Origin of the sequence: Arthrobacter sulfonylureivorans (genome assembly GCF_022637435.1) — a bacterium.
In the GTDB taxonomy this organism is placed as follows: domain Bacteria; phylum Actinomycetota; class Actinomycetes; order Actinomycetales; family Micrococcaceae; genus Crystallibacter; species Crystallibacter sulfonylureivorans.
On sequence record NZ_CP093326.1, the window covers coordinates 1,423,121 to 1,447,970 of the forward strand.

At 68.9% G+C, this 24,850-nt stretch carries 18 protein-coding genes; 15 read left to right on the plus strand and 3 right to left on the minus strand.

Features of this window, described 5'->3' with window-relative positions:
* Positions 1-208: 208 nt before the first annotated feature.
* From MNQ99_RS06905 to MNQ99_RS06920, 4 genes are all read left to right on the plus strand, one after another.
* Positions 209-856 carry an SAF domain-containing protein gene (locus MNQ99_RS06905; protein ID WP_241914904.1) on the plus strand — a complete coding sequence of 216 codons (648 nt, stop codon included), beginning with the start codon at positions 209-211 and terminating at the stop codon, positions 854-856.
* Positions 853-2,178, plus strand: coding sequence for a CpaE/TadZ family protein (locus MNQ99_RS06910; protein WP_241914905.1), 1,326 nt, complete (start codon positions 853-855; stop codon positions 2,176-2,178). The genes MNQ99_RS06905 and MNQ99_RS06910 overlap by 4 nt, the downstream gene beginning before the upstream one ends.
* 70 nt (positions 2,179-2,248) lie before the next feature.
* On the plus strand, positions 2,249-7,081 hold the full coding sequence (locus tag MNQ99_RS06915) for an NAD-glutamate dehydrogenase (protein ID WP_241914906.1): 4,833 nt from the start codon (positions 2,249-2,251) through the stop codon (positions 7,079-7,081).
* 1 nt (position 7,082) lies between these two features.
* Entirely contained in the window at positions 7,083-8,558 is a 1,476-nt protein-coding gene (locus tag MNQ99_RS06920; protein WP_127511355.1) for a sensor histidine kinase, read from the plus strand.
* Positions 8,559-8,638: 80 nt separating this feature from the next.
* Here MNQ99_RS06920 and MNQ99_RS06925 read toward each other — a convergent pair whose 3' ends face one another.
* A complete protein-coding gene (locus MNQ99_RS06925; protein ID WP_086994524.1) occupies positions 8,639-8,887 on the minus strand; it encodes a WhiB family transcriptional regulator in 249 nt (82 codons plus the stop codon).
* A 268-nt stretch (positions 8,888-9,155) separates the two neighbouring features.
* On the opposite strand from MNQ99_RS06925, the gene MNQ99_RS06930 reads away from it, so the two are divergent.
* Positions 9,156-9,572: a hypothetical protein gene (locus tag MNQ99_RS06930; RefSeq protein WP_241915293.1), complete on the plus strand. Its 417-nt coding sequence runs from the start codon at positions 9,156-9,158 to the stop codon at positions 9,570-9,572.
* Here MNQ99_RS06930 and MNQ99_RS06935 read toward each other — a convergent pair.
* Complete coding sequence (locus tag MNQ99_RS06935) at positions 9,544-13,434, minus strand: FtsK/SpoIIIE domain-containing protein (protein WP_241914907.1); 3,891 nt, start codon at positions 13,432-13,434, stop codon at positions 9,544-9,546. The genes MNQ99_RS06930 and MNQ99_RS06935 overlap by 29 nt on opposite strands.
* Before the next feature lie 155 nt (positions 13,435-13,589).
* Between MNQ99_RS06935 and MNQ99_RS06940 the strand changes: the two genes are divergently transcribed.
* From MNQ99_RS06940 to MNQ99_RS06960, 5 genes are all read left to right on the plus strand, one after another.
* Positions 13,590-14,879: a nucleotide sugar dehydrogenase gene (locus tag MNQ99_RS06940; protein WP_241914908.1), complete on the plus strand. Its 1,290-nt coding sequence runs from the start codon at positions 13,590-13,592 to the stop codon at positions 14,877-14,879.
* Between the two features lie 67 nt (positions 14,880-14,946).
* Positions 14,947-15,567 carry an acyltransferase gene (locus MNQ99_RS06945; RefSeq protein WP_127511358.1) on the plus strand — a complete coding sequence of 207 codons (621 nt, stop codon included), beginning with the start codon at positions 14,947-14,949 and terminating at the stop codon, positions 15,565-15,567.
* Complete coding sequence (locus tag MNQ99_RS06950; protein WP_241914909.1) at positions 15,564-16,658, plus strand: DegT/DnrJ/EryC1/StrS family aminotransferase; 1,095 nt, start codon at positions 15,564-15,566, stop codon at positions 16,656-16,658. The genes MNQ99_RS06945 and MNQ99_RS06950 overlap by 4 nt, the downstream gene beginning before the upstream one ends.
* 2 nt (positions 16,659-16,660) lie before the next feature.
* Positions 16,661-17,740: a Gfo/Idh/MocA family protein gene (locus tag MNQ99_RS06955; protein ID WP_241914910.1), complete on the plus strand. Its 1,080-nt coding sequence runs from the start codon at positions 16,661-16,663 to the stop codon at positions 17,738-17,740.
* Entirely contained in the window at positions 17,740-18,906 is a 1,167-nt protein-coding gene (locus MNQ99_RS06960) for a glycosyltransferase (protein ID WP_241914911.1), read from the plus strand. Before MNQ99_RS06955 ends, MNQ99_RS06960 begins: the two co-directional genes overlap by 1 nt.
* 43 nt (positions 18,907-18,949) lie before the next feature.
* On the opposite strand, the gene MNQ99_RS06965 is transcribed toward MNQ99_RS06960, so the two are convergent.
* On the minus strand, positions 18,950-20,089 hold the full coding sequence (locus MNQ99_RS06965; RefSeq protein ID WP_127511362.1) for a glycosyltransferase family protein: 1,140 nt from the start codon (positions 20,087-20,089) through the stop codon (positions 18,950-18,952).
* A 225-nt stretch (positions 20,090-20,314) separates the two neighbouring features.
* On the opposite strand from MNQ99_RS06965, the gene MNQ99_RS06970 reads away from it, so the two are divergent.
* From MNQ99_RS06970 to MNQ99_RS06990, 5 genes are read left to right on the plus strand one after another with little or no spacing between them, the layout of a single operon-like run.
* Positions 20,315-21,451: a glycosyltransferase gene (locus tag MNQ99_RS06970; protein WP_241914912.1), complete on the plus strand. Its 1,137-nt coding sequence runs from the start codon at positions 20,315-20,317 to the stop codon at positions 21,449-21,451.
* 52 nt (positions 21,452-21,503) lie between these two features.
* Positions 21,504-22,169: a glycosyltransferase family 2 protein gene (locus MNQ99_RS06975; protein ID WP_241914913.1), complete on the plus strand. Its 666-nt coding sequence runs from the start codon at positions 21,504-21,506 to the stop codon at positions 22,167-22,169.
* 4 nt (positions 22,170-22,173) lie between these two features.
* On the plus strand, positions 22,174-22,557 hold the full coding sequence (locus MNQ99_RS06980; protein WP_127511364.1) for a DUF2304 domain-containing protein: 384 nt from the start codon (positions 22,174-22,176) through the stop codon (positions 22,555-22,557).
* A complete protein-coding gene (locus tag MNQ99_RS06985) occupies positions 22,554-23,717 on the plus strand; it encodes a glycosyltransferase (protein WP_241914914.1) in 1,164 nt (387 codons plus the stop codon). Before MNQ99_RS06980 ends, MNQ99_RS06985 begins: the two co-directional genes overlap by 4 nt.
* On the plus strand, positions 23,714-24,850 hold the full coding sequence (locus MNQ99_RS06990) for a glycosyltransferase (protein WP_241914915.1): 1,137 nt from the start codon (positions 23,714-23,716) through the stop codon (positions 24,848-24,850). The genes MNQ99_RS06985 and MNQ99_RS06990 overlap by 4 nt, the downstream gene beginning before the upstream one ends.

The following is a 24,850-nucleotide window of genomic DNA, read 5'->3' on the forward strand; positions in this document are numbered from 1 at the left end:
TCCCCATTATGGCACCGTTTGATGCGGTTTGACGGAGCTGAGGCTCTGCTGTTGACGCGATTAGTTTTCCACAGATTGCGCCCGGAACAGGCGGGTGCAGTTCCCAAGCGGCACCGGCTCGACCAGAATGGTGCCACCCGCGTCCCGGAGCACAGGTTCGGACCGCAGCATCGCTGTCCGCCCAGCGCGGGGATTGAGGGGGAGATCCTTGAGCGCTGCCATCACGGAAAAGACCGCGGCACCACGGTTGAAGCGTCCGTCCTGGAAAGATCCGCGCCTGCTGGTGGGGTTGCTGCTGGTGTTGGCGTCAGTGGCAGGGGTCTCCGCGCTGGTGGCCACCGCGGACCAAACCGTGGGTGTGCTGGCGGCCAAATCTGACATCGCGGTGGGGCAGGCGGTTTCCGCCGATGACCTGATCGTCGTCGACGTGAGGCTGGGCGACGCCTCGGCCCGCTATCTACCGGCGGATGCCGGGCTGCCGGCAGGCGCGGTCGCTACTGCGCTGATCCGGGGCGGCGAATTGCTGCCGGCCTCGGTGCTGGGCACGGCCGATGACCTGGATCGGAAACCGATCGGATTGAACATTGAGAACCCGCTGCCGGAAGGCGCCGGCCCCGGCTCCAGGGTGGACGTCTGGGTGTCCCTACTCGATGGCCGGAACGGCTTCGACCAGCCTGAACTGCTGCTTGCCGCGGCCGAGGTATCGCAGTTGGCGGACGCCACCACGGCGTTCGGCTCGTCCGGTGCGGAACGGCTGCACGTGCTGGTCGGGGATGACACCCTGCCGGCGCTGCTGCACGCGCTCGCCAACGGCGCCCGCATCAACGTGGTGCTCAATCCGGGCGGCACTTCGTGAGCCTGCCGGTCCTCACCTTGGGCACGGCGGCCGTAGACTTCGTCTCCGGCCTGGAGCGGCTGCACGGGCCGGTGACGGTGGTCCGGCGCTGCGCCGAACTGGCGGAATTGCTGGCGGCGGCGCAATCCGGACTGGCCCGCGCCGCCATCATCGCCGGCCAAACCCAGGACCTTGACGGCGGGGTGCTGGAGCGGCTGCACAGCGCCGAGGTCTCGGTGGTGGCGCTCACCGACGACGACGGCGAACGGCTCCGGCTCGAGGCGCTCGGCATCCGCACCGGTGCGGAAACGGTCGAGCCTGAGGCCCTGGCGGCACTGGTGGCCGAGTCGGCGGCGCAGTTGCAGGGCACCTGGCCGCCGGCCCGAGCTGCAGCGGGAGCGGCCGGCCCGCGACTGGCCGGGTTGGCGGACCCCGCCGGCGCGCTGCGGCCACGTGATGCCGACCCGGGGCAACCTGGAATGCCGGCCGCGAAGGGCGAGCTGGTGGCGGTATGGGGTCCTGCCGGGGCGCCGGGCCGCACCACCGTGGCGGTCAACCTCGCCGCCGAATACGCAGCCGCCGGGCAACGGACCCTGCTGGTCGATGCGGATACCTATGGGGCCAGTGTGGCAGCGTTCCTTGGCCTGCTGGACGAATCTGCGGCCTTGGCCCATGCCTGTCGGATGGCGGACCAGGGCATGCTGGATAGGGAGGCATTCGAGCGGGTCTGCCTGAAAGTGGCGGTGACCGGTACGTCGCTGAGGGTGCTGACCGGGATCACCCGGGTGGACCGCTGGACCGAGCTCAGGCCGTCGGCACTGGGAACGGTCCTGGAGCTGGCGCGCGCGCTGGCGGACGTCGTCGTCGTGGATTGCGGGTTTTCGCTGGAGCACGAAGAAGAGCTGAGCTTCGACTCGATGGCTCCGCGGCGCAACGGGGCTACCTTGCGCGTGCTGGAGCTGGCGGACCGGCTGCTGGCAGTGGGCAGCGCCGATTCCGTCGGATTGCCGCGGCTGGTCCGGGCCCTGGACGAACTGGAGCACGCGGTCCCTTCGACGTCCGCGGAGGTGGTCCTGAACAAGGTCCGGGCGGCGGCGGTGGGGGCCCGGCCGGAGGCGCAGTTGCGGGAGGCGTGGGAGCGGTTCGGGCCGGTGCGCGAGATCCGTGCCATGCTGCCTGCCGATCCGGCGGCAGCCGATGCCGCGCTCCTGGGCGGATCGGTCCTGTTGGAGTCCGCGCCGGACTCCGCGCTGCGCCATGCCATTGCCGGGTTGGCAGGAAGCCAACTGTCGGCACCCAGGCGGGCACCGCGCCGTCGGGCTCTGGTCAAAGTGAAGTTTTGAACGTGCCGCGTTAGGCTTGCGCAAGGACCGCAAAGGCGCGGTTTGGACACACCTATCGGAGGCGTTTTACATGTCGACTGGATCCAGCATGGCGGATCTGTCCAGCTCAGCAACGAACGATGAGGAATTCATCGCCAAATACTACGAGCATCTGGCAGCGGACGACGCGGCCAGCTACAGTCCCGATGTGCTCAGTTCCCGGGCACTGGCGCACCGGGAACTGGCCGCCCACCGGCCCCCGGCCGAACCTGTGATCGGGATCCATGACGAACCCGACGCCAGCGTCGTCATGATTGTCACCGATGACATGCCGTTCCTGGTGGATTCGGTCACTGCTGAGGTGGTGCGGCACGGCATTGCCATCCGGATGATCATGCACCCGACTTTTGTGGCAACCCGCGACCGGGACAGCCACGACCTGACCGGCGTGGAGCGGGTCCCGACCAGCGCCGGAGTCTCCAGCGGGGACACGGCAGCGCTGCCGAACCTGGCCGCATTCGAGGCCGGCAGCGGCAAGGTCCTGCGGATCGAATCCTGGATGGCGGTGGAAACCGCCCGCATCGACCCGGCGAAGGCCGCCGAGCTGGAGGCCGGGCTCAAGCGTGTCCTGGCGGACGTCCGGGCCTCGGTCGAGGACTGGCCGGCCATGCGCCGGCAGGTGCGGCAGGTGGCCGCGTCGCTGGATTCGGTGGTCGGCGCCGAGGAGATTCCCGATCTGGCCGAAGCCAAGGCGCTGCTGGAATGGCTCGACGACGGCAATTTCACCTTCCTGGGCTACCGCGAGTACGACCTCGTCACCCAGAACGGCGAAGACGTCCTGCTGGTCCGTCAGGACAGCGGCCTGGGCATGATGCGCCGCGTCGCCGACGCACGGCGCGTCCAGCACCTGACCGAAGAAGGCCGCGCCCGCGCCCGGGAGAAACGTGCCCTGGTGATCACCAAGGCGAATTCGCGCTCCACCGTACATCGCGCCGCGTACCTGGACTACATCGGGGTGAAGAGCTTCGATGCGCAGGGCAATGTCGACGGCGAGCGCCGCTTCATCGGTCTCTTCGCCACCAGCGCGTACAACCGTTTGGTGAAGAACGTGCCGATTGTCCGGCAGAAGGTCGCGGCCGTGCTGCGGCACAGCGGTTTCCCGGCCGATTCGCACTCCGGCAAGGATCTGCTCTCGATCCTCGAAACCTACCCCCGCGACGAGTTGTTCCAGATGGACACCGACGAGCTGGCGGCGACGGCGATGGGCATCCTGCGGCTGCAGGAGCGGCGCCGGACCCGGCTGTTCCTGCGCGCGGATGTCTACGGCCGGTTCGTCTCCGCGCTGGTGTTCCTGCCGCGCGACCGCTACACCACGGCCGTCCGCCTGCGCATCGAAGGCGAGCTGCGCCGCACCTTCGACCCGCAGAGCATTGACTACGAGGCGCGGATGTCCGAATCCGCGCTGGCCCGGTTGTTCTTCCGCATCCGGCTCAAGCGGGATTCCGGGGTGCCGAAGGTCGATACCGCCGAGCTTGAGCGCCGGCTGGCCCAGGCCTCCCGGTCCTGGTCGGAGGGCATCGACGAGGTGCTGCGCGCCAACTTCGACGGCGAGGCCGCCGCCCGGCTCTCGGCCAACTGGAAGGACGCGTTCCCTCCCAGCTACCGGGTGGACTATGAAGTGGAAGACGCGCTCGAGGACATCAGCCGCTTCCGCAGCTACGAAGGTGGCGAAGCCGAGGCCGCCCCGGTCCTGCATGTCTATGTTCCCGAGAAGAGGACCGATGTCCTGGCCGCCGACGCCCGGCTGAAACTGTATCTGCCGGAGGCGCGGTCGCTGAGCAACATCATGCCGATACTGCAGAACACCGGGCTCGAAGTGCTGGACGAGCGGCCCTTCGAGATCATGACGGCCGACGGGGAAGACTACTTCCTGTACGACTTCGGCCTCCGGTACCCTGCCGGCGTCGATCCGATTGCCACCGGCGGCCTGCTCGAAGAAGCCTTCGGCGCCGCCGTCACCGGGCGCAGCGAATCGGACGGCTTCGACCGGCTGGTGCTGGCCGAGGGAATCGGCTGGCGCCAAGTGGCAGTGCTGCGGGCCTACACACGCTACCTGCGGCAGCTGGGCAACCTGGTGTCCTACGCGTTCGTCTCGGACACGTTGTTGGCCAACCCGGACGTGGCCCGGGCACTGCTGGCGGTGTTCAACGCCAGCTTTGATCCGGATCTCGACGGCGACCGCGAAGCAGCGGTCGAGGCCGCCCGCTCCGACTTGGCAGCCGGCCTGGACGCCGTCCCGACGCTGGACGCCGACCGGGTGCTGCGCTCGCTGTCCAACCTGATCGGGGCAACGCTGCGCACCAACTACTTCCAGAACAAGACGTACTTCAGTTTCAAACTCAGTCCCGCGCGGATCGAAGGCGCACCGTTCCCGCGGCCGAAGTACGAAATCTGGGTCTATTCGCCGCGCGTCGAAGGCGTCCACCTGCGGTTCGGCGACGTGGCCCGCGGCGGGCTGCGGTGGTCCGACCGGCGCGAGGACTTCCGCACCGAAATCCTGGGCCTGGTCAAGGCACAGACGGTCAAGAACGCGGTCATCGTACCGACCGGCGCCAAGGGCGGGTTCTACGCGAAGCGCCTGCCGGACCCAGGGGCGGACCGCGCCGCCTGGATGGCGGAAGGACAGGACAGCTACCGGACCTTCATCCGCGGCTTGCTGGACATCACCGACAACCTGGTCCGGACCGAGTCCGGCCAGAAGGTAGTGCCGCCCGAGCGGGTGGTCCGGATGGACGGCGACGATACCTACTTGGTGGTGGCAGCCGATAAGGGAACCGCGAGCTTCTCCGACATCGCCAACGACATCTCGCTGGAGTACGGCCACTGGTTGGGCGACGCGTTCGCTTCCGGCGGCTCGGTTGGCTACGACCACAAGGAAATGGGCATCACCGCCCGCGGAGCGTGGGAATCGGTCAAGCGGCACTTCAGCGAACTCGGCGTCGACACCCAGGCCGAGGACTTCACCGTCGTCGGGGTGGGAGACATGAGCGGCGATGTGTTCGGCAACGGGATGTTGCTCTCCGAGCACATCAAGCTGGTCGCTGCCTTCGACCACCGGCACATCTTCTTGGATCCTGATCCCGACGCCGCTGCCTCCTTCCAGGAGCGCCGCCGCCTGTTCGAGCTTCCCAGGTCGTCCTGGGCCGACTACGACGACAAGCTGATCAGCGCCGGTGGCGGGGTCTACCCGCGGTCGGTGAAGTCGGTTCCGGTCTCCGAGCAGGTCCGGGGCATCCTCGGGTTGGATCCGCAGGTCACGAGCATGAGCCCGCCCGAACTGCTGCAGGCCATCCTGAGGGCACCGGTGGATCTGCTGTACAACGGCGGCATCGGCACCTATGTGAAGGCCTCGACCGAGTCGAACGCCGAGGTGGGGGACAAGGCCAACGACCCCATTCGGGTCAACGGCAACGAGTTGAGAGTCAAGGTGATCGGTGAGGGCGGCAACCTGGGCATGACCCAGCGCGGGCGCATCGAAGCCGCCAGCCAGGGGATCATCCTCAACACCGATGCCATCGACAACTCGGCCGGTGTGGACTGCTCCGACCACGAGGTCAACATCAAGATCCTGGTGGACCAGATGGTCGCCGCCGGAAAACTGCCGGTGGAGGAGCGGTCCGGCCTGCTGCACTCGATGACCGAGGAAGTCGGCCGGCTGGTGATCCAGGACAACATCGACCAGAACGTCCTGCTGCTCAATGACCGCCAGCACATTACCAAGGCGAGCCCGAGCTTCGAACGCCTGATGGACTGGCTGGAGAACCATGCGGAACTGGACCGGGAGCTGGAAGCGCTGCCGACCACCGAGGAACTGCACGAACGGATCGACGCCGGCCTGGGCCTGACCTCGCCGGAGCTGTCCGTTCTGGCGGCCTACTCCAAGATCGAACTGACCCATGCCCTGACCGTCAGCAATTTGGCCGACGACCCGTACTTCGACCGGGTATTGCGCGGTTACTTCCCGCAGGAACTGGTCGAGCGGTTCGGCGACGAGCTGTCCGGCCACCCGCTGCGACGGGAAATCATCGCCACCGTGGTGGCCAACGACATGATCAACATGGGCGGCATTACCTTCGCCTTCCGCGTTCTGGAGGAGACCTCGGTCTCGGAGGCCGACGTCGCTCGGGCTTTCGTGGCGCTGCGCGAGATCTTTGAATTCGACAAGCTGGTGGCGGAGCTGAACGAACTACCGGCCAGCTTCCCGACGGATCTTTGGTGCACGGTGCACCTGGATATGCGGCGTTTGCTGGACCGGGCGGTGCGCTGGTACATCAACCATGTTGACAGCGGTACGCCGGTCGCTGACGGCATCGCCGCGTTCAAGCCGCAGATGGACCCGCTGCGCAGCCAACTGGTCAAGTACCTGCGCGGTGACGACCTGGCACGGGTGCGCGGATGGCTCTCCAATGCGGAAGAACGCGGACTGCCCGAGGAGATCGCCCGGCAGTGGGCCGAGCAGTTCGAGAGCTTCGGTTTGCTCGACGTCGCCCGGATCGCCGGACAGGTGGACGAGCCGGTCGCTTCGGTCGCGCACGTCTACTTCACGGTCTACGACCGGTTCGACATCGACGATCTGCTCGAGCGCATCACTGCGCTCCCGCGGGAGGACCGCTGGCAGTCGCTGGCACGGGCCGCCCTGCGCGACGACCTGTACACCACGGTCACCGACATCACCGTTGCGGTGATGCAAAGCACCCAGCCGGGGGAGCAGGCGGAAGCCAGAATCGACGAGTGGGAGCAGGCCAACGCCGAGAACATCAAGCGTGTCAGGGACATGTTCGAAGAAGTGAACAAGCTCGAGAAGGACGACATGGCCTCGTTGTCCGTAGCCCTGCGCCTGATGCGCTCGACAGTGCGGCGGTAGCTTGGCCATTTTCACCGACCCCATCCGCGACTACGCCGACTTCAGACCGGGCGATGCAGAATGGCTTCATCTGCTGGTCGGCGACTGGCAACTCATCGCGGACCTGGCATTCGCCGACCTGGCCCTGTGGTTCCCGACGCCGGACGGCAGCTACGTCGCCCTGGCGCACGTTCGCCCGTCGACCACCCACACCGTGTTCCACCGCGACTTCGTGGGGGAGCGCATCCGTGCCGACCTGAAGCCATTGGTGGACGCGGCGCGGGAGTCTCAGACGATCGAACGATCGTCGGAGGCGAACTGGACCACCGAGATGGCCATGCGCGTCGAAGCGGTTCCCATGGTCCGCAATGGCCGGACCTTGGCAATCGTGACCTCGCACATGGACCTGTCCAGTTCCCGGATGCCGTCGCGGCTGGAGCTGACCTACCGGCAGTGCGCCTACGACCTGCTGAAGATGGGAACGCTGGGGCTGTGGCCGGACTTCGCGTCTCCGACCGGGTCGCGCCGCGGCGCCCCCCGGGTCGGAGACGGACTGATTCGGCTGGATGCCGACGGGGTGGTGGAGTACGCCAGCCCGAACGGCGTCTCCGCATTCCGTCGGCTCGGCGACGTCGAGTCACTGGAAGGCCGCTCCCTGGCCGAAGTGACCACTGCCTTGCTCAAGGACCGGCGGATGGTCGATGAGACTCTGCCGTTGGTCGTGACCGGACGGATGCCTTGGCGCACGGAGATCGAATCCCGCGGCGTCTCGCTCTCGCTCCGGGCGATCCCGCTGAGGAATGAGCGGGAACGATTCGGTGCCTTGGTGCTGTGCCGGGACGTCTCGGAACTGCGCCGGCGGGAGATGGAGCTGGTGTCGAAGGACGCCACCATTCGGGAGATCCATCACCGGGTAAAGAACAATCTGCAGACGGTGGCGGCATTGCTGCGCATGCAATCGCGGCGGATGGTCAGCGACGAAGCCAAGCAGGGGCTGGAACAAGCCATGCGGCGGGTGGCAACGATCGCCCTGGTCCATGAGACGCTCTCCCAAGGCCTGGCGCAGAACGTCGACTTCGATGAACTGATCGGGCGCCAGTTCCGGCTCTCGGCCGAGGTCGCCTCACCCACCCAGGCCGTCCGCACCGAGCGCAGCGGCGAGTTCGGCGAACTGCCCAGCGAATTCGCCACCCCGTTGGCGCTGGTCATCAACGAACTGGTGACCAACGCCGTCGAACACGGATTGGCCGGGCGGCACGGCACAGTCCTGCTGACTGCCCGGCGGTCCCGGCGCGGTGAGGAGGAACTGCTGACCGTTTCGGTGGAAGACGATGGTGTGGGGTTGCCCGAGGAGCCTCGGCGGGAGGGCCTGGGGCTGCAGATTGTGCGGACCTTGGTCACCAGCGAATTGGGCGGCCGGATCGAGTGGACGCCCCGCGATGGCGGCGGAACCTGCGTGCGGATCGACCTGGTGCTCAACAACCATGCGGCCCGCTGAGCCGAAGCCAGCTGGGCATGTGGAATGCAAGAGGCCGCTGCCGGAATCGGCAGCGGCCTCTGATCAAACCTGGGTTCGGGTTAGGACGCCCGACGGGCCCGGGCAGCGCGGCGCTTGAGCGCACGGCGCTCGTCCTCGCTCATCCCGCCCCATACACCGGCGTCCTGGCCGGACTCGATGGCCCACTGCAAGCAGGTATCGATTACCGGGCAGCGTCGGCATACGCTCTTGGCCTCTTCGATCTGCAGGAGTGCCGGCCCGGTGTTCCCCACAGGGAAGAACAGTTCGGGGTCCTTATCCAGGCATGCCGCGCGGCTACGCCAATCCATGCTGATCACATACTCCTCTAAATGGTGTCCGGTTTAGTGTCCGGCTGGGAATTCGTGAAAACATTCACGAACAGACTCATAGAAAAGGGAGCCAGACAGGCCCCCTTTGCTTCGCCATCCAGCGTTTCATGTTAAATCCATGTAAACAAGGGGTCATGCCGACTTAACCGGCCGTAATTCGTGAGTCATTCATCACACGGGTGGTTTGGTGAGGCTCCCGGTCCGGAAGCTGATACCTGACTATCTAAGGTAGGGTGCGAATGTGTCAATGCCTGTCCCCTCGTCCAGCCCTGCCTCCCGCCCGATTGCCATCCTGATCATCGCCGCAGCCGTCGTTCTGGAGGCGCTCGCGTTGCTGGCCGGAGCCGCACTGTATGGCTACGGACTGGCCACGCAGACCCCGATATCGTTAGCCGGCAGCATCTTCCTGCTGGTCCTGATGCTGGTCTTCGGCATCTGGCTGCTGGTGGTCGGGCATTTTCTGTTCCGCGGCTACCGCTGGACCAGGGCGGCCGCCTTGGTGTGGCAGGTGTTCGTTGTGGTGGTGGCCATCTCGATGATCCAGGGCGGCCAGTTTGCGCTCGGCCCGGTCCTGCTGGTGGCGGCCGGAGCCTCCTTTGGCCTGCTGCTGACCAAGCCCGTGACGGCTTTCCTGGTCAAGGGTGCCGCTCCGCGCGCTCTGTAGCCACGGCGACCTGCAACGGCACGGCTTTACCGGTTCCGATCCGGTAGGCCCGTCCCGGCGGTCTCCACCCGTCGTCGAGCCTGACACCGAAGAATTCAGCATCCGCCCCGGCCCGCGGTGACAAGACCATGCCGCGCCCACCGGCGCGGGCCTGCAGGGCCAGCGGGACCTGCTGCAGCAACAGCGGCCCGGGGCAGGCTGCGACGACGGCCGACGCGCCGGCGGCAACCAGGGCGGCAACCGCCTCCTGGGCCCGGACGCCCAAGTTGGCGGCGTCGTCGACCAGCAGCACCGTACCCCGGGCGACGGGCGCGTGGCCGGCCCAGAAACCGTCGGCGTTCGCGCCGTCGGACGGTGCCGAACAGGGCCGCAGCCCGTCGAGCGCCCGCTGCAGGAGGGCCAAGAGATTGGTTTTTCCGCTGCCTTCCCGTCCGAGGACCAAATACACCTCGCCGGCCGGCAACGGCAGGGTGGAAGGTTCCAGTTCGTCCCCTTCCACCCCGATCACCGGACTCCCGTGCCAGACGCGTGGCAGCGCGCTCGCGGCAACGGAACGCGGCAGCGACTCGACGCGGAACGGGCGGATCAGGGCCCCGGCAGGCGGGGGAGCGCCCGCCGCGTCGGTGGCCAACTGGCAGACACCGCCCCCGCCGCCGATCCGCCCTTGGACAAGCGCCCTGCCCGGCACCGGTTCCATCGGCGGAAGCCGCGGCCAGCTCATCAACGTCTCGGGACCGGTGCCGGTGGGAAGGTGGAGCCTGTTGGCCACCAGGGGCAGGAACCGGCTGCTGGCCAGCTCCCGCTCCCCGGTCACGGCCAGGACGACTCCCGTCGCTTGGCCATCGCGGGCGATGTCCTGCACACAATCTTCGGCCCAGCCGAGCCGGCCGGACCGGAATCCACCGAGCCAGCGGCCCCATCCGCTCACCAGCAGGACCAACGGAACACCGGCCGCCGGTGCGGCCGGATCCGGCGTCGACGCCAGGGTGCCCAGCCGGGAGGCGACCTCGTTGGCCAGACGGCGGAGCACCCTTGCCGCGCGCTCGACGTCCTGCGGTCCGACGTAGGCTCCCGTGCGCTCCGCGCGCCACACCGGGCCCAGCGATCCGTCACCGTCCAGGACATAGCAATGACGCTCCGGCGGGCTGCCCAGGACCTGGGCCGCCAGCGTCCGGAGGAACTCCCGGTGCCCGCCGCCCTCGACGCCGAGAACCGCCAGATGCCCGTCGCGCTCCGGCCGCCAGTGCAGGGGTTCCTGCCGCTGCCGGGAGGGTAGGTCCAAGAGCCCGATCGCGATCTCCCCGCCGGTGTGCAGCGAGGACGGGTCACCGGCCAGGTCGGCGACAGCCAGATCGGTGGGCAGGGCTGGCAGCAGCCCTCTGGCTCCCGCCAGGCCCAGCCCGCCGACGACGCCGGCAGCTTCCGTCACCAGGTGCTCGAGCTGTTCGGTTCCTTCCGCAAGGTCCGTTGTTGGTCCCTCTTCCTCCCGCAGCCAGTCGTCCACGGTCCGGAAGACGGGAGCCGGACCTGCGGCCGGCAGGGAACTGGAGGCTGACTGGAACAGCACGGCAGCCCCTGTGCCGACGCGCAGATAGGCCCTGCCCCGTGCGGTCACCGGGATGTCCGCCGCCACGGGCGAGTCAAGCAGGTCCCGCGACTCGGCCGAGTTTTGCGTCCGGAGCGCAACCATGGTGGTGACGTTGGCGCGGATGTCGGATGACACGGCACCCTGCGGCCGCTGTGTGGCAAGCACCAGGTGAATGCCGAGGGCGCGGCCGACCGTGGCCACGCGCATCAGTTCCGGAAGCGCCTGCGGCGCGTCCTCGCCGAGCATCCGGAATTCATCCACCACGACGACGAGCCGGGGCAACGTTCCCGGACGGCAGGCTGCGATGTCGCTGAGGCCGAGGCCGGCCAGCAGCGTTTCGCGGCGGCGCACTTCCGCCTGCAGCCAGGCCAGCGCCCGGTTCACCGCTTCAAGCGTCAGATCCGTCAGCAGGCCGGCGCAGTGCGGCAGCCGGGCGAGCGGGCCGAGCCCGGAACCGCCCTTGAAGTCGACCAGCAGGAAGTTGACGGTATCGGGCGACCTGGTCAGGGCCAGCGAGAGGACCAGGCTGCGCAACAGCTCGGACTTGCCGGCGCCGGTGGTCCCGGCCACCATCAGATGCGGTCCGTGCACGGCAAGGTCGAGCGCCAGCGGTCCGGCGGCGCCTGCGCCGAGGACGGCGGTCAGGCCGGGAGCGCGGTCGCCGTCGGACCAGCGCTGGGCAAGTGGCTGAGGCCGAAGCAATGCCTGCAGCCGGCAGCCGGCGGGCACTGATCCGGTGGGCTCCGCGCCCTTTCCGGAGACCGCCGCCAGCCGGGCAAAGCGATCCAGCACCAAAGCGGTGGCAAGGTCCGCCGAAAACCGTACGTTTCCTCCGTCACGGATCAGGCGGCTGTCCGCTCCCGACACCTCGATCCGCGTCCCCGGTCCGGCGGGACCGCCAAACCACAGCTCGGCCGCCGGGGCGGCGCAGCCCGCCAGCGCCCGCGCTGCCTCGGCATGCCGTCCGGCCACCAGCAAGACGGCGCTGCCGCGTCCCTCGGACAGCAACTCGGCCAGCTGCCCAGGCCGCTCCGCCAGCTGGACTCCCGGCAGGAACCGCGCCGACGACCGGACCGGTTCAGGCAACGCGTAGCAGACCACCTGCAGGACGCTTCCGCCGTCCCGGGCGGCTGCCTGCAACAGCACCGACCTCAACATGCCGTCCAGCCCTGACTGTGTTCCCTCGAACCGCAGCCGGTGCTCGGCCATCAGGTCCACGCAGAGCGGAACGTGCTCCAGCAGCGGAGGCTCCGGGACCGGCGCCTCCGCCGCGCCGATGTGCGCCGGCAGGCTGGCCGTGCCCAGTCGCACCCAGGCATGTTCCGGACTCGGCCGGCCCACGGGCCGGTGCACCGTTGGACCTCCGGCCGGGGTTCCGCGGCGCAGCAGGGACATTGTCAGGGCGGCAGCGTCCGGGGCCGCCAGCTGGCGGCGGCGGGCATCGGCTGCCGCGGCCGCGGCCACTGCCGCCCGGTAGCGTCGGCGCTGGCGGCGCCCGGCGGCGTACGGCACGCCGGCGGCCAGCAGGGACATGGCGCTGAAGACCAGGAAGAACCACATGCCCGTCAGCAGGGCCAGGGCCAGGCCGGCGATGAGCGGGAGCCCGGCCAGCAACAGCGTCATGGTGGTCTTCGGTTCCGGGCATTTTTCCGCCACCGGGACCGGAACGGCCAGCTCGGCATCCGGTAGGAATGGTTCGCCGGGTTCGCTGCCCACGATCAGCCGCAGCTGGCTGTTGCCGATCCACACGGGACACCCCGCCGCCAGCACCACACGTCCGGCGCGCCTGCCGCCGCAGACGATGCCGTTGGCCGATCCGGCATCGCGGAGCAGCACGTGGCGGTCGGTTACCTCCAGCGTGGCATGCAGTCGCGACAAGGACGGATCCGCGATCGTCAGTGCGCAGGCATGCCGGCCCACAGTGAAACTGCCCCGTTGCAGGCCGAACAGCCGGCCGGCGTCGGGCCCCGCGGTCACGGCCAGCCCCAGCGGCGGCAGCGGGAAAACATCCCGAAGGGGAAAGACGGCGTCCTCCGGGGCGCAGACCACGACGGCGCCGTCGACCAGCGGGTGCACCCCGGCGGTCAGCGAAGCCAAGCCGTGGCCGGCAACCGTGAAGGCCACGCCGGCCAGCCGCGCGCGCAGCCATGCGGCCAACGGCGCAGCGCTGAGGCCGGCCTCCAGTCCGCAAACTGCTTCGGAATGCTCGGCGATCCAGGCAGCCGCCGGGGCCGGGAGTCCGGGCGCGGCCGCCAGCGTCAGGTGAAGGGCCATGAGACGAACCTAGGCAGAATGCCCGGGTGCTTTCCTGTGCGGCAGACCGACCTGTGGATAACCCGTGGACCTCAAGCCCGCCGGTTCAAGCGATACGCTTGACTCTGGGCCGGAAGCGGCCGCCACGTTGACCTAACGAGAAAAGGCCTTAGCTCTTGAAGATCGCTGTCATTGCTCTGGGAAAGATCGGGCTGCCGTTGGCCGTCCAGTTTGCTTCGAAGGGGCACCAGGTCATCGGCGTGGACGTGAACGCCGCGGTGGTGGACCTGGTCAACGCCGCCACCGAGCCGTTCCCCGGCGAGGCGGGCCTCCAGGAGAAGCTGGCCGAGCTGGTGCCCGCGGGCAGGCTGCGCGCCACCACCGACTATGCCGAGGCGGTGCCCGGCGCCGACGCCGTGGTGCTGGTGGTGCCGCTGTTCGTCGACGCCGAGGCCAAACCGGACTTCGGCTGGATGGACGCCGCCACCGCGGAACTGGCCCGGCATCTGACCCCGGGCACCCTGGTGTCCTACGAGACCACGCTGCCGGTGGGGACCACCCGGACCCGGTGGAAGCCGATGCTGGAGGAAGGTTCGGGACTTCTCGAGGGGCAGGACTTCCACGTGGTCTTTTCCCCGGAGCGGGTGCTGACCGGGCGGGTGTTCGAGGACCTGCGCAAGTACCCCAAGCTGATCGGCGGACTGTCCGAGGCCGGGACCGCCGCGGCACAAAAGTTCTATGAGGCGGTGCTGGACTTCGACGACCGCCCCGACCTGCCGCGCGGCAACGGGGTCTGGGACCTGGGCTCGGCCGAGGCCTCCGAGCTGGCCAAGCTGGCGGAGACCACCTACCGCGACGTGAACATCGGGCTGGCGAACCAGTTCGCCCGCTACGCCGCCACCGCGGGGATCGATATCTACCAGGTGATCGAAGCCTCCAACTCCCAGCCGTACAGCCATATCCACCAGCCCGGCATCGCCGTCGGCGGGCACTGCATCCCGGTGTATCCGCGGCTGTATCTGTGGAACGACCCGTCGGCCACCGTGGTGGCCGCGGCCCGCGCCGCGAATGCGGGGATGCCGGACTACACCATCGGCCTGCTGGAGGGCGCCTACGGCGAACTGGCCGGCGCCCGCGTGGTGGTCCTCGGCGCGGCCTACCGGGGCGGCGTGAAGGAAACGGCGTTCTCCGGGGTGTTCGGCGCGGTGGAGGCGATCACCGCGCGGGGAGGCACCGCCGTCGTGCATGATCCGCTGTTCAGCGATGCGGAGCTCGCCGCCTTGGGGTTCGCGCCCTACCATCTGGGCGAGCCGGCCGACGCCGCGGTAGTGCAGGCCAACCACGCCGACTACGCCCAGCTGGGCCCGGACGACCTGCCCGGCGTGAAGGTGTTCATCGACGGCCGGCGCGTCAGCTCGGCCGAGCGCTGGCCGGGCGTGGCCTACCGGGTGATCGGCAAGGCCTAGGGCCACCGGCAGCAACACCACATTGACGACGACGGCGGCGCTCGCCGTGAGCGGAAAGAGGGAACCTATGGTGTTCATCGCCGATTCGGCCGATGTGGCCGACGCAGCCCGGCTGGGCGAGGGAACGAAGATCTGGCATCTGGCACAGGTCCGCGAGGATGCGGTGCTGGGCGCAAACTGCATTGTGGGCCGCGGCGCCTACATCGGCACCGGGGTGCAGGCCGGGGACAACTGCAAGGTCCAGAACTACGCCCTGGTGTACGAGCCGGCGCGGCTGGGCCACGGCGTGTTCATCGGCCCAGCGGTGGTGCTGACCAACGACACCTACCCGCGCGCCGTCTCGCCCGACGGGTCGCTGAAGAGCGCCGACGACTGGACGCCGGTGGGCGTGGACATCGGCGACGGCGCGTCGATCGGCGCACGGGCGGTCTGCGTGGCGCCGGTGACCATCGGCGCCTGGGCCACCGTGGCCGCCGGCTCCGTGGTCACCCGCGACGTGCCCGACTTTGCGCTGGTGGCCGGGGTGCCGGCCAAGCGGATCGGCTGGGTGGGCCGGGCCGGGCAGCGGCTGGTCCAGGACCCGGCGGACCCTGCGGTGTGGGTGTGTCCGGCCACCGGTGCGCGGTACCGGGAGGATGCGGGCATCTTGCAGGAAATTGGCCACGAAACGCGAGGAGAACAGCAGTGAGCAAGGACTTCATTCCGGCGGCCAGGCCGATCATCGGTGACGAGGAGCGGGCCGCGGTGGACGCGGTGCTTGTCTCCGGCATGCTCGCCCAGGGATCCGAGGTGGCCGCCTTCGAGCAGGAGTTCTCGCAGGTGCTGCTGGACGGCCGGCATGCGGTGGCGGTCAACTCCGGCACCTCGGGCCTGCACCTGGGCCTGCTCGCCGCCGGCATCGGTCCGGGGGATGAAGTGATCGTGCCGTCGTTCACCTTTGCCGCCACCGCCAACTCGGTGGCGCTGACCGGGGCCACGCCGGTGTTCGCGGACATCGAGCCGGAGCACTACTGCCTGGACCCGGAGGCGGTCGCCGCCGCCGTGACGCCGCGGACCAAGGCGATCATGCCGGTGCACCTGTACGGGCACCCGGCCAACATGGACGCCCTCGGCGCGCTGGCGGCGGAGAAGTCGCTGCTGTTGTTCGAGGACGCCGCTCAGGCACACGGCGCGTCGCTGGGCGGCCGCCGGGTGGGCACGTTCGGGGAGTTCGCCATGTTCAGCCTGTACCCGACGAAGAACATGACCTCGGGCGAAGGGGGCATGGTCTCCACCGGCAGCGATGAGGTGGCGCGGCGGCTGAAGCTGCTGCGCAACCAGGGCATGGAACGCCAGTATGAAAACGAGCTGGTGGGCTTCAACGCCCGGATGACCAACCTGCACGCCGCGATCGGCCGGGTGCAGCTGGGCAAGGTCGGCGGCTGGACCGAACAGCGCCGGGCCAACGCCGCGTTCCTGGATGCGAACCTGGCCGGCGTCGGCACGCCCCAGGTCGCCGACGGCGCCGTGCACGTCTACCACCAGTACACCGTGCGGATCGGCGCGGGGGAGCGGGACCGCTTCGCCGCGGCACTGAAGGACGAGTACAACATCGGCTCCGGGGTCTACTACCCGATCCCGAACCACCGGCTGCCCTCCTTCAACATCGCCGCGGACCTGCCGGTGACCGAGGCGGCGGCGGCCGAGGTGCTCTCGCTGCCGGTGCATCCCTCGCTGGACGCCGAGGACCTGGACCGGATCGCGACCGCGGTCAACGCACTCGCGAAGGCAGGAGCCTGACCATGGCCGGGACCGGGAAAACCGTTCTCCGCGCCGGGCTGATCGGGCTGGGCATGATGGGCCGCCACCACGCCCGCGTGCTCCGCGAGACCGAGGGCGTGGAACTGGTGGCCGTCGCCGACGCCTACGGCGACCCGCACGGCGCGGCGACCGGGCTGCCGGTCTATTCCGGGGTGGAGGGACTGATCGATGCCGGGATCGACATCGCGATGTGCGCGGTGCCCACCGGCCTGCACGTGGAGGTCGGCCTGGCCCTGGCCGAAGCCGGCATCCACACCATGGTGGAAAAGCCGATCGCTGACACGGTCGCCGGCGGCGAGAAGCTGGCTGCTGCGTTCGAGGCCCGCGGGCTGGTCGGCGCCGTCGGCCACATCGAACGCTACAACCCGGCGCTGCAGTCGCTGCGCGCCCGGCTGGAATCGGGTGAACTCGGCCGGATCTTCCAGATCGCCACCCGCCGGCAGGGTCCCTTCCCGGCACGGATCGCCGACGTCGGCGTGATCAAGGACCTGGGCACGCACGACATCGACCTCACCGCCTGGCTGGCGCAGGCCGCCTACGCTTCCGTCAGCGCCAACACCACCATCCGCTCCGGCCGCGAGCATGAGGACATGGTGGCGGCCACCGGACTGCTGGACAACGGCGTGATCACCAGCCATCTGGTGAACTGGCTGTCGCCGACGAAGGAACGCGTCACCGTGGTCACCGGCGAGCGCGGCGCCTTCGTGGCCGACACCCTGACCGCCGATCTGACCTTCCACGAAAACGGCACCATCAACACCGAGTGGGAGTCCGTGGCCAACTTCCGCGGCGTCTCCGAAGGCAACATCACTCGGCTGGCCATCGCCAAGCGCGAACCGCTCAAGGTGGAGCACGAAGCGTTCCGCGACGCGGTGCTGGCCAACCGGGGTCTGCTGCAACCTGCCCCGGCCGCCGCGGCCGCGGAGCACGACGGCGGTGCCGGCACCGACCGTCCCGCGGCGACCATCGTGACCATGCGGGAAGGGCTGAACACCTTGCGCGTGGCCGAAGCCATGATCGCCAGCGCAAAGGAATCCCGCACCGTCGGGCTGCAGGGCTGATGGGCCTGCGGATCCTGCTGGCCACCCGGATTTATCTCCCGGAAGCCGGCGCCGCCGCCTACCGGCTGGCCGCCACGGCACGGGCGCTGACCGAGGCCGGCCATGAGGTGACCGTGCTGACCACCCGGCCTCCGCGGGGACTTCGCGTCGCGGAGGGAGCAGGTGCCCGGATCCTGCGCTGGCCCGTGTTGCGCGATGCCAGCGGGGCAGTCCGGGGCTATCTCCAGTACGCCAGCTTCGACCTTCCGCTGTTCTTCCGCCTGCTGGCGCAGAAACCGTTCGATGTGCTGCTGGTGGAACCGCCGCCGACCACCGGCGTGGTGGTCCGGCTGGCTGCCGCGCTGCGCCGCCGCCCATACGTCTATTTCTCTGCCGATGTCAGCTCCGACGCCGCGGCCGGGATCGGCGTGGATCCGCGGGTGGTCGCGGTGTTGCGGATGGTGGAGCGCTGGGTGATCACCGGCGCGTCCGGCGTGCTGAGCATTTCCACCGGTGTGACGCTGGCGCTGGCCCGGCTGACCGCGGGACGGGCCAGGGTGGCAGAAGTCGGCACCGGCATCGACACGGATACTTTCAGCCTGGCCGGGCCCGGGGATCCACATCCCGGCCGCACCTTCGTCTACGCGGGGACCATGTCCGAGATCCAGGGCGCCGGCGTGTTTGTTGACGGCTTCCTGAAGATCCTGGACCGCTACCCCGATGCCCGGCTGCTGATGTACGGCGGCGGCGTGGAGCTGGAGGAGCTGCGCCGCCGCGCGGTACCGGCGGGGGAGCGCATCCGCTTCATGGGAACGGCCGACGGCGGCACCATCGCCCGCGCGCTGCGCACCGCCACCGCTGGGCTCGCCTCGGTGCGGCCGGCCCGCGGCTATGACTTCGCCTTCGCCACCAAGGCCTTCGTCTCGCTCAGCTGCGGAGCCCCGGTGGTCTACGCCGGCGTCGGGCCGCTGCGGCAGTTGGTCACCGAGCACAAGCTGGGGCAGAGCGTGGACTGGGACGCCGGACAGGCCGCCGAGGCGATGGCCCAAGCGCTGGAACAGCCGGTGGACGACGTCGAACGCCGCCGGCTGTCCGAATGGGTGGAACGGAACTACTCGCTGCGCAGCGTGGGGCGCCGGGCGGCCGCAGCCATAGCCGACGCCGCCGAAGCCTTCCGCCCGCGCTAGCCGCTCCCGCGAGCCGGCCCAAGTCCCGCCGGGACCGTCCCGGTCAGGGGGTGAGCACGGCGGCGAGGATGCCGCGGGAGACCGCTTCGTCCTCCGCGGAGCTCAGCGCCGCGGCGGCGCCGTGCGCGTTGGCCTTGTACTTGTCCACCTGCTCCGTGGTGAGCGATGCCAGAGCGCGGGCCAGCGACTCGGTGCTGAAGTCCTCGGTGACCACGCCCAGATCGTAGGCCCTCATTAAGGCTGCGGTCTCCGGGGACGGGCTGAACACCAGGGCCAGTCGGGCCTGGACGAAATCGAAAAACTTGTTCGGCAGCATGAACTGGTGGTTCATGGTCTGCGGCGGAAGCGAGAAAACCCCCACATCGTAGGCATTGAGGGTCGCGGGCAGCTCTTCCGGCGGGACCGCGTCGTGGAAGGTGATGCGTGGGTCGCTGGCGGCCAGGTCCTTGAGCTGCTGCCAATAGCGTCCGCCGTCGCGTGCCTTGACCAGGTACAGATCCAGCGTGAAGCGGTCATCGAGCATCTTGACCGCCTCGATGGTGCCTTCCAGATTGCGGCCGGGCACCGCCGCGCCGCTGTGCACCAGCCGGATCTTCCCGGGCAGCGGCGGGGACGGTTCCAAATGCCGGAACGGGCCGGCGTTGCGGACCACTTCCACGGTGCAACCGAACTGCTCGGCATACATCCGGGCAATGGAACCGTTCACGGCCGTGATCGCCGTGGTGCGCGGCAGGTACTTGGCGCAGATGCTGCGCATATACGGTGCGACCAGCAGCTTCCATGGCAGCACATGCGAGCGTTCCTCCGGGGCCCACTCGTGCATATCGCCCCAGACCGGAGCGCCCTGGGCAACCGCGTGGGCCAGCGGCAGCGCCCGTGCTTCGTTCGCCACCACCAGGTCAAAGCGGCGGCCCGCAACGAGCCCGCGGGCCTGCTTGACCGCGGGAGCGCTGAGCTCCACCGCGGAATGCTGGCGCAGCGCCAGCAGCAGCACGCCCAGCGGCGTTTGCGGAAGCGATGGCAGCGACGCGTCGATTTCCAGATGGTGGGTGGCTCCGGGCGGACGTTCGCCGTAGCTGAGCGTGGTGACTTCACCGGCCTCGGCCAGCAGCTTGAGCTGCCGCAGAACGCGGGAATCGGCCTGGATATCCGAGAATGAGATACACAGGATCTGCTGGGCCACCACTGCTCCTTGTCACCGATGCCGGGCGGATGCCGGACATTGAAAGATTACCGTCCGGCGATCGGCTGGCTGTGCGCGGCGGCGCATCCGGCGCGCCGGACGGCCGCACTCTGCTGCCGGACCCGTCCGGAGGCGGAAGATCCGAGGTGGTGTGCAGGACGCCGGGCTAGGATGGCGATGGAAGCCGGACACAGCCGGCGGCAGCCGAAACGGTCCAGGAGCCTCGTGAAGATCGCCATCACCAAAAGCACGTTGCGGATTCCGCCAACGTACTTCGTCACGGCGCACGCCGAGCGGTTGAAGGATCGGCACGACTTCCACGTTTTCACCTTGGTGGCGCAGATCGAGGACGCCTCGGTCACAGTCCCCATCACCGACTTCGTCCCGGCTCCGGGGCTGGGCTTCCGCCGCCGCGAGCTGGTGATGCCCGCGTTCATGCGGTCCATGGCCGTGGCCGTGAACCGCTTTGGACCGGACATCATCCACCAGCACTTCGCCACGTGGTCGGAGCCGGCGGTCAAGGCGTCCACCGTCTCCGGAGCCCCGCTGATCACCACCATGCACGGCTCCGATCTGGTGTCCTTGGCGAATCCAGCGGACACGATGATGGCCCGGTGGCACCACCGCAACGTCCTGGCCGCCGCGGCACACAGCTCCCGCCTCCTGGTGGTCAGCAACTACATGGCCGGGCGGGCAGCCGACCTGGAACTCGATACCGGAAAGATCCATGTGCACTATCAAGGCGTGGACACCGATTATTTTGTACCGACCCGCCATCACTCCGATGAGATGCCGGTTGTGCTGTTCGTCGGCTCGCTGAACATGCAAAAGGGCATCCGGGATCTGCTGGACGCCTCGCTGGCTGTCTGGCGCAAAGCCAGGCACCGGCTGGTGGTGATCGGCGACGGACCGCTGCGTGACGCCGTGGCCGAGCACGCGGCCAGCCATCCGCACATCGATTTTGTGGGCCGCCAGGACCGGGCCGGTGTCCGCTCCTGGATGCAGCAGGCCCAGATCCTGGTGGCACCCAGCCAGGAAGCCGGCGGCGCGCGGGAAGCGGCCGGCCTGGTGCTGCTGGAAGCCCAGGCCTGCGGGACGCCGGTGCTGGCGTACCGCAGCGGCGGCATTCCCGAAATGATGGAGGACGGCGTCACCGGCCTGCTGGCACCGGAAGCGGACTTCCGCCAGCTGCAGGACGGGCTGCAGCAATTGCTCCAGCTGGGCAGCGCAGAATATCTGGCCATGCGCCGGGACGCACGCAAGTTTGTGGTTGACCGGCGGAGCCTGGCGGGCAGCGTCCGGGAGCTGGACGGCCACTACCAAGATCTGGCAGCCCAGACGCCGCCCCCGCGGCGGCGATGAGCGCTGGGCGCTGCGGCCGCTGGGACCATTCCCGTTGTGGAATACTAGGCGGGTGAGTCGCTGCTGGGTCGTCGTGCCGATGTATAACGAGGCCACCGTCGTCGGCTCGGTCATTTCCGAGTTGCTGCAGACCTTTCCGAACGTTGTCTGCGTTGACGATGGCAGCAGCGACGATTCCGCCGCCATGGCGCGCAAGGCGGGCGCCGTCGTCGTGGTCCATCCGGTGAATCTTGGCCAGGGTGCCGCGCTGCAGACCGGCTTCGAATATGCCGTGCAGGATCCGGAGGCGGACGCGATCATCACGTTCGACGCCGATGGCCAGCACCGGGTCCAGGATGCCGTTGCCATGCTGAATCGGGTCCGGGACGGCGAGGCGGATGTGGTGCTAGGCTCCCGTTTCCTGGACGGCCGGGGAGACGTGTCGGCGCTGAAGCGGCTGGTGCTGCGCACGGCCGCCATCCAGTCCAGACTGTCCACCGGCTACCGCCTCACCGATGCCCACAACGGACTGCGCGCGATGTCCGCAGAGGTGGCGCGCAAGATCCACCTGACGCAGAACCGGATGGCGCACGCATCCGAGCTGATCCATCAGTTGTCCGCGCTCGAGGCGCGGGTGGTGGAACAACCGGTACACATTGTCTATACGGAATATTCCAAGTCCAAGGGGCAGTCCCTGCTCAACGGCGTCAACATCCTCGCAGACCTCTTCTTCCGGTGATCCCATGCTCATAGTCGTCCAAATTGTCCTGGTCCTGGCCGTCGCTCTCGGCGCGCTTGCGCTCATGCGCGGGGGCCAGAATGCGCGCCACCAGGCCGTGCGCCGGATCCTGCTGTTGTTGTTCGCCGTGCTGGCGGCGCTGTCCGTTTTCTTCCCCGGCATGCTGACCGCCGCAGCCAACGCGCTGGGCATTGGCCGCGGCACCGACCTGGTGCTGTACGGGCTGATCGTGTGTTTCCTGATCTTCATGGCCAGTTCGTTCCAGCGCACGCGCCAACTGGAGGCGCGGATTACCAAGCTGGCCCGCCGGATTGCGCTGGACGAAGCGCCGCGCCCGGAAGACGCGGCCGGACCCGATGAAACGGCACGGCCGGCGGACGGCCCATGACGGTTCCGGAAGCGGAGATCGTGATTGCCGTGCACACCGCGGACCGGCCGGTCAGGCGGGCGGTGGAGTCCGTGCTGGCCGCAGCGCCGGGACGCGTCGGCGCCGTCGTGGTGTGCCACAACATGGATCCCGGGCCGGTGCGCGACAAGCTAACCGGCCTCCCGGAGACCGTCCGGCTCATCGAACTGGCCGATGCCATTCCGTCCCCGGCCGGCCCCTTCAACTATGGCCTGGACCAGTCGCGTGCCGGGTTCGTCGGCATCATGGGGTCGGACGACACGCTGGAGCCCGGAGCCGTCTCCGCCTGGCTGGATACCGCGCAGGCCACCGGCGCCGCCGCCGTGATCGCACCGGTTCGCTACCGCGGCGGTCCGCGGATTTTGACCCCGCGAGCCCGAGTGTTCCGTGGCCCGCTGGTGGATCCGCTGCGTGACCGGCTGGCCTACCGGACCGCGCCGCTGGGGCTGATCCGGCGCGAGGCCCTCAGCCGGCTGGGGCTGCGGCTGAGCCAGGGGCTGCGCACCGGCGAGGACCTGGAATTCGGCCTGCGGCTGTGGTTCTCCGGTGAGAAAATCGCCTACCCGGCCCACGCCCCGGCGTACCTGGTGGGGCAGGACGCGGACGAACGCGTGACGTCCGCCGTGCTGCCGCTGGGCAGCCAGTTCCAAGACGTCACCTCGCTGGTTTCCGGAACGTGGTTTCCGGCGCTGCCCGCTGCCCAGCGGGAAGCCATCGCGGTGAAGTTGCTGCGCGGCCACGTGATCAGCGCCGCCGTCCGCCGAGGTGCGGAGTTCTCATGGGGAGCCGAAGACCGGCAGGCGATCTCCGCCGTCGTGCGTTCCCTGACCGCCGCCGCACCCGGCGCGCCACGCCTGCTCAGCGCCCCGGATGAACGCCTGCTGCTGGTGCTGCGTGACGCGGTCTCCGGCGAGGAAATTTCGGCTGAATTACGACGGCGTGCGGCCGCCGGCGCGCTGCAGCGCACCTTCACCCGGCGCTGGCTCGCGAACATCCGGCGTGAAGCACCGCTGCGGACCAACCTGAACTCGCTCGTTTTCACCGCGGCATGCCGGCTGCACCGCTCGGCGGCAGGCTCCGCGGCCGCTGGACCATTGGCCGTTCCGGCATCCGACAGAACCGATGGAAGGCAGCCTCGTTGACTGGACCCCGCTCCCTGCTGATCCTCTCGCTCTCGCCGCTGCGCAGCGACCCGCGTGTGCTCAAGCAGATCACGCTGTTCCGTGACAAGTACCAGCTGTTCACCTGCGGGTTCGGTCCGGCACCGGACGGCGTCGCCGGACACTTCGAGCTGGACATCGCGCTGGCCAGCTGGCCCCGGGATCCGCAGCGGCTGGCCCTTCGCCGCTACGTGGACGTGTACTGGAACATTGCAGCCGTGGCGCAGGCGCGCAAGCTGCTGCGCGGCCAGCGTTTTGATGCCGTGCTGGCCAACGACACCAACACCGTGCCGCTGGCGCTGAGCCTCGAGCCGAAGCATGGCGTGCACGCAGACCTGCACGAGTTCGCGCCGAAGGAGCACTTCAACAAGCCGGCGTGGCGGGCGTTGGTGGCCCCCTACGTGCGCTGGCTCTGCCGCACCTACCTTCCCGCCGCACGCTCTGTCACCACGGTGGCCGAGGGCATCGCGGAGCAGTACACCAAGGACTTCGGCGTCGCGGCCTCGGTGGTCACGAACGCCGCGCCGTACGCGGACAAGCAGCCGCGGCCCACCGGTGAGAAAATCCGGATGATTTACAGCTCCGCCGGGCAGCGCTACCGCAAGATCGAAGACATCATGGAAGCCATGCGCGGTGCCCCGGAGCAGCTGGAACTGGACCTGATCGTGATGCCGAACGAGCCCGCCTACGTTGCCGAGCTCAAGGCACTGGGCGAGGAGCTGCCGCGGGTGCGGTTCCGCGAGCCGGTCCCGTATGACCAGCTGGTGGACACCGTGGCCGAATACGACGTCGCCATCTCGATCATCCCGCCCACCAACTTCAACCTCGCGCACGCCCTGCCGAATAAGTTCTTCGAGGCGGTCCAGGCCCGCACCGGGCTGATCATCGGCCCCTCGCCGGCGATGGAAACCTTGCTGCGCCGGCACGGACTGGGCGCGGTCACCGCCGACTTCACCCCGGCGGCACTGGTCGAGGTACTCAAGACACTGACGCCCCAGCTGGTGGATGAGTGGAAGGCGAATGCGCACGCCGCCGCCCGCGAGCTGTCCTCCGAGCATCAGATCAAGGGCTGGGAGCACGCGGTGGACGGACTGTTCGCCCGGCAGGAGGCCTGA

Excerpts from the sequence above, each read along its gene's own strand:
- MNQ99_RS06945 (WP_127511358.1), top strand. The coding sequence starts at position 14,947 with ATGGTGTTCATCGCCGATTCGGCCGATGTGGCCGACGCAGCCCGGCTG.
- MNQ99_RS06955 (WP_241914910.1), top strand. The coding sequence starts at position 16,661 with ATGGCCGGGACCGGGAAAACCGTTCTCCGCGCCGGGCTGATCGGGCTG.
- MNQ99_RS06925 (WP_086994524.1), bottom strand. The coding sequence starts at position 8,887 with ATGGATTGGCGTAGCCGCGCGGCATGCCTGGATAAGGACCCCGAACTG.
- MNQ99_RS06985 (WP_241914914.1), top strand. The coding sequence starts at position 22,554 with ATGACGGTTCCGGAAGCGGAGATCGTGATTGCCGTGCACACCGCGGAC.
- MNQ99_RS06960 (WP_241914911.1), top strand. The coding sequence starts at position 17,740 with ATGGGCCTGCGGATCCTGCTGGCCACCCGGATTTATCTCCCGGAAGCC.
- MNQ99_RS06930 (WP_241915293.1), top strand. The coding sequence starts at position 9,156 with ATGCCTGTCCCCTCGTCCAGCCCTGCCTCCCGCCCGATTGCCATCCTG.
- MNQ99_RS06915 (WP_241914906.1), top strand. The coding sequence starts at position 2,249 with ATGTCGACTGGATCCAGCATGGCGGATCTGTCCAGCTCAGCAACGAAC.
- MNQ99_RS06980 (WP_127511364.1), top strand. The coding sequence starts at position 22,174 with ATGCTCATAGTCGTCCAAATTGTCCTGGTCCTGGCCGTCGCTCTCGGC.
- MNQ99_RS06935 (WP_241914907.1), bottom strand. The coding sequence starts at position 13,434 with ATGGCCCTTCACCTGACGCTGGCGGCCGCGCCCGGACTCCCGGCCCCG.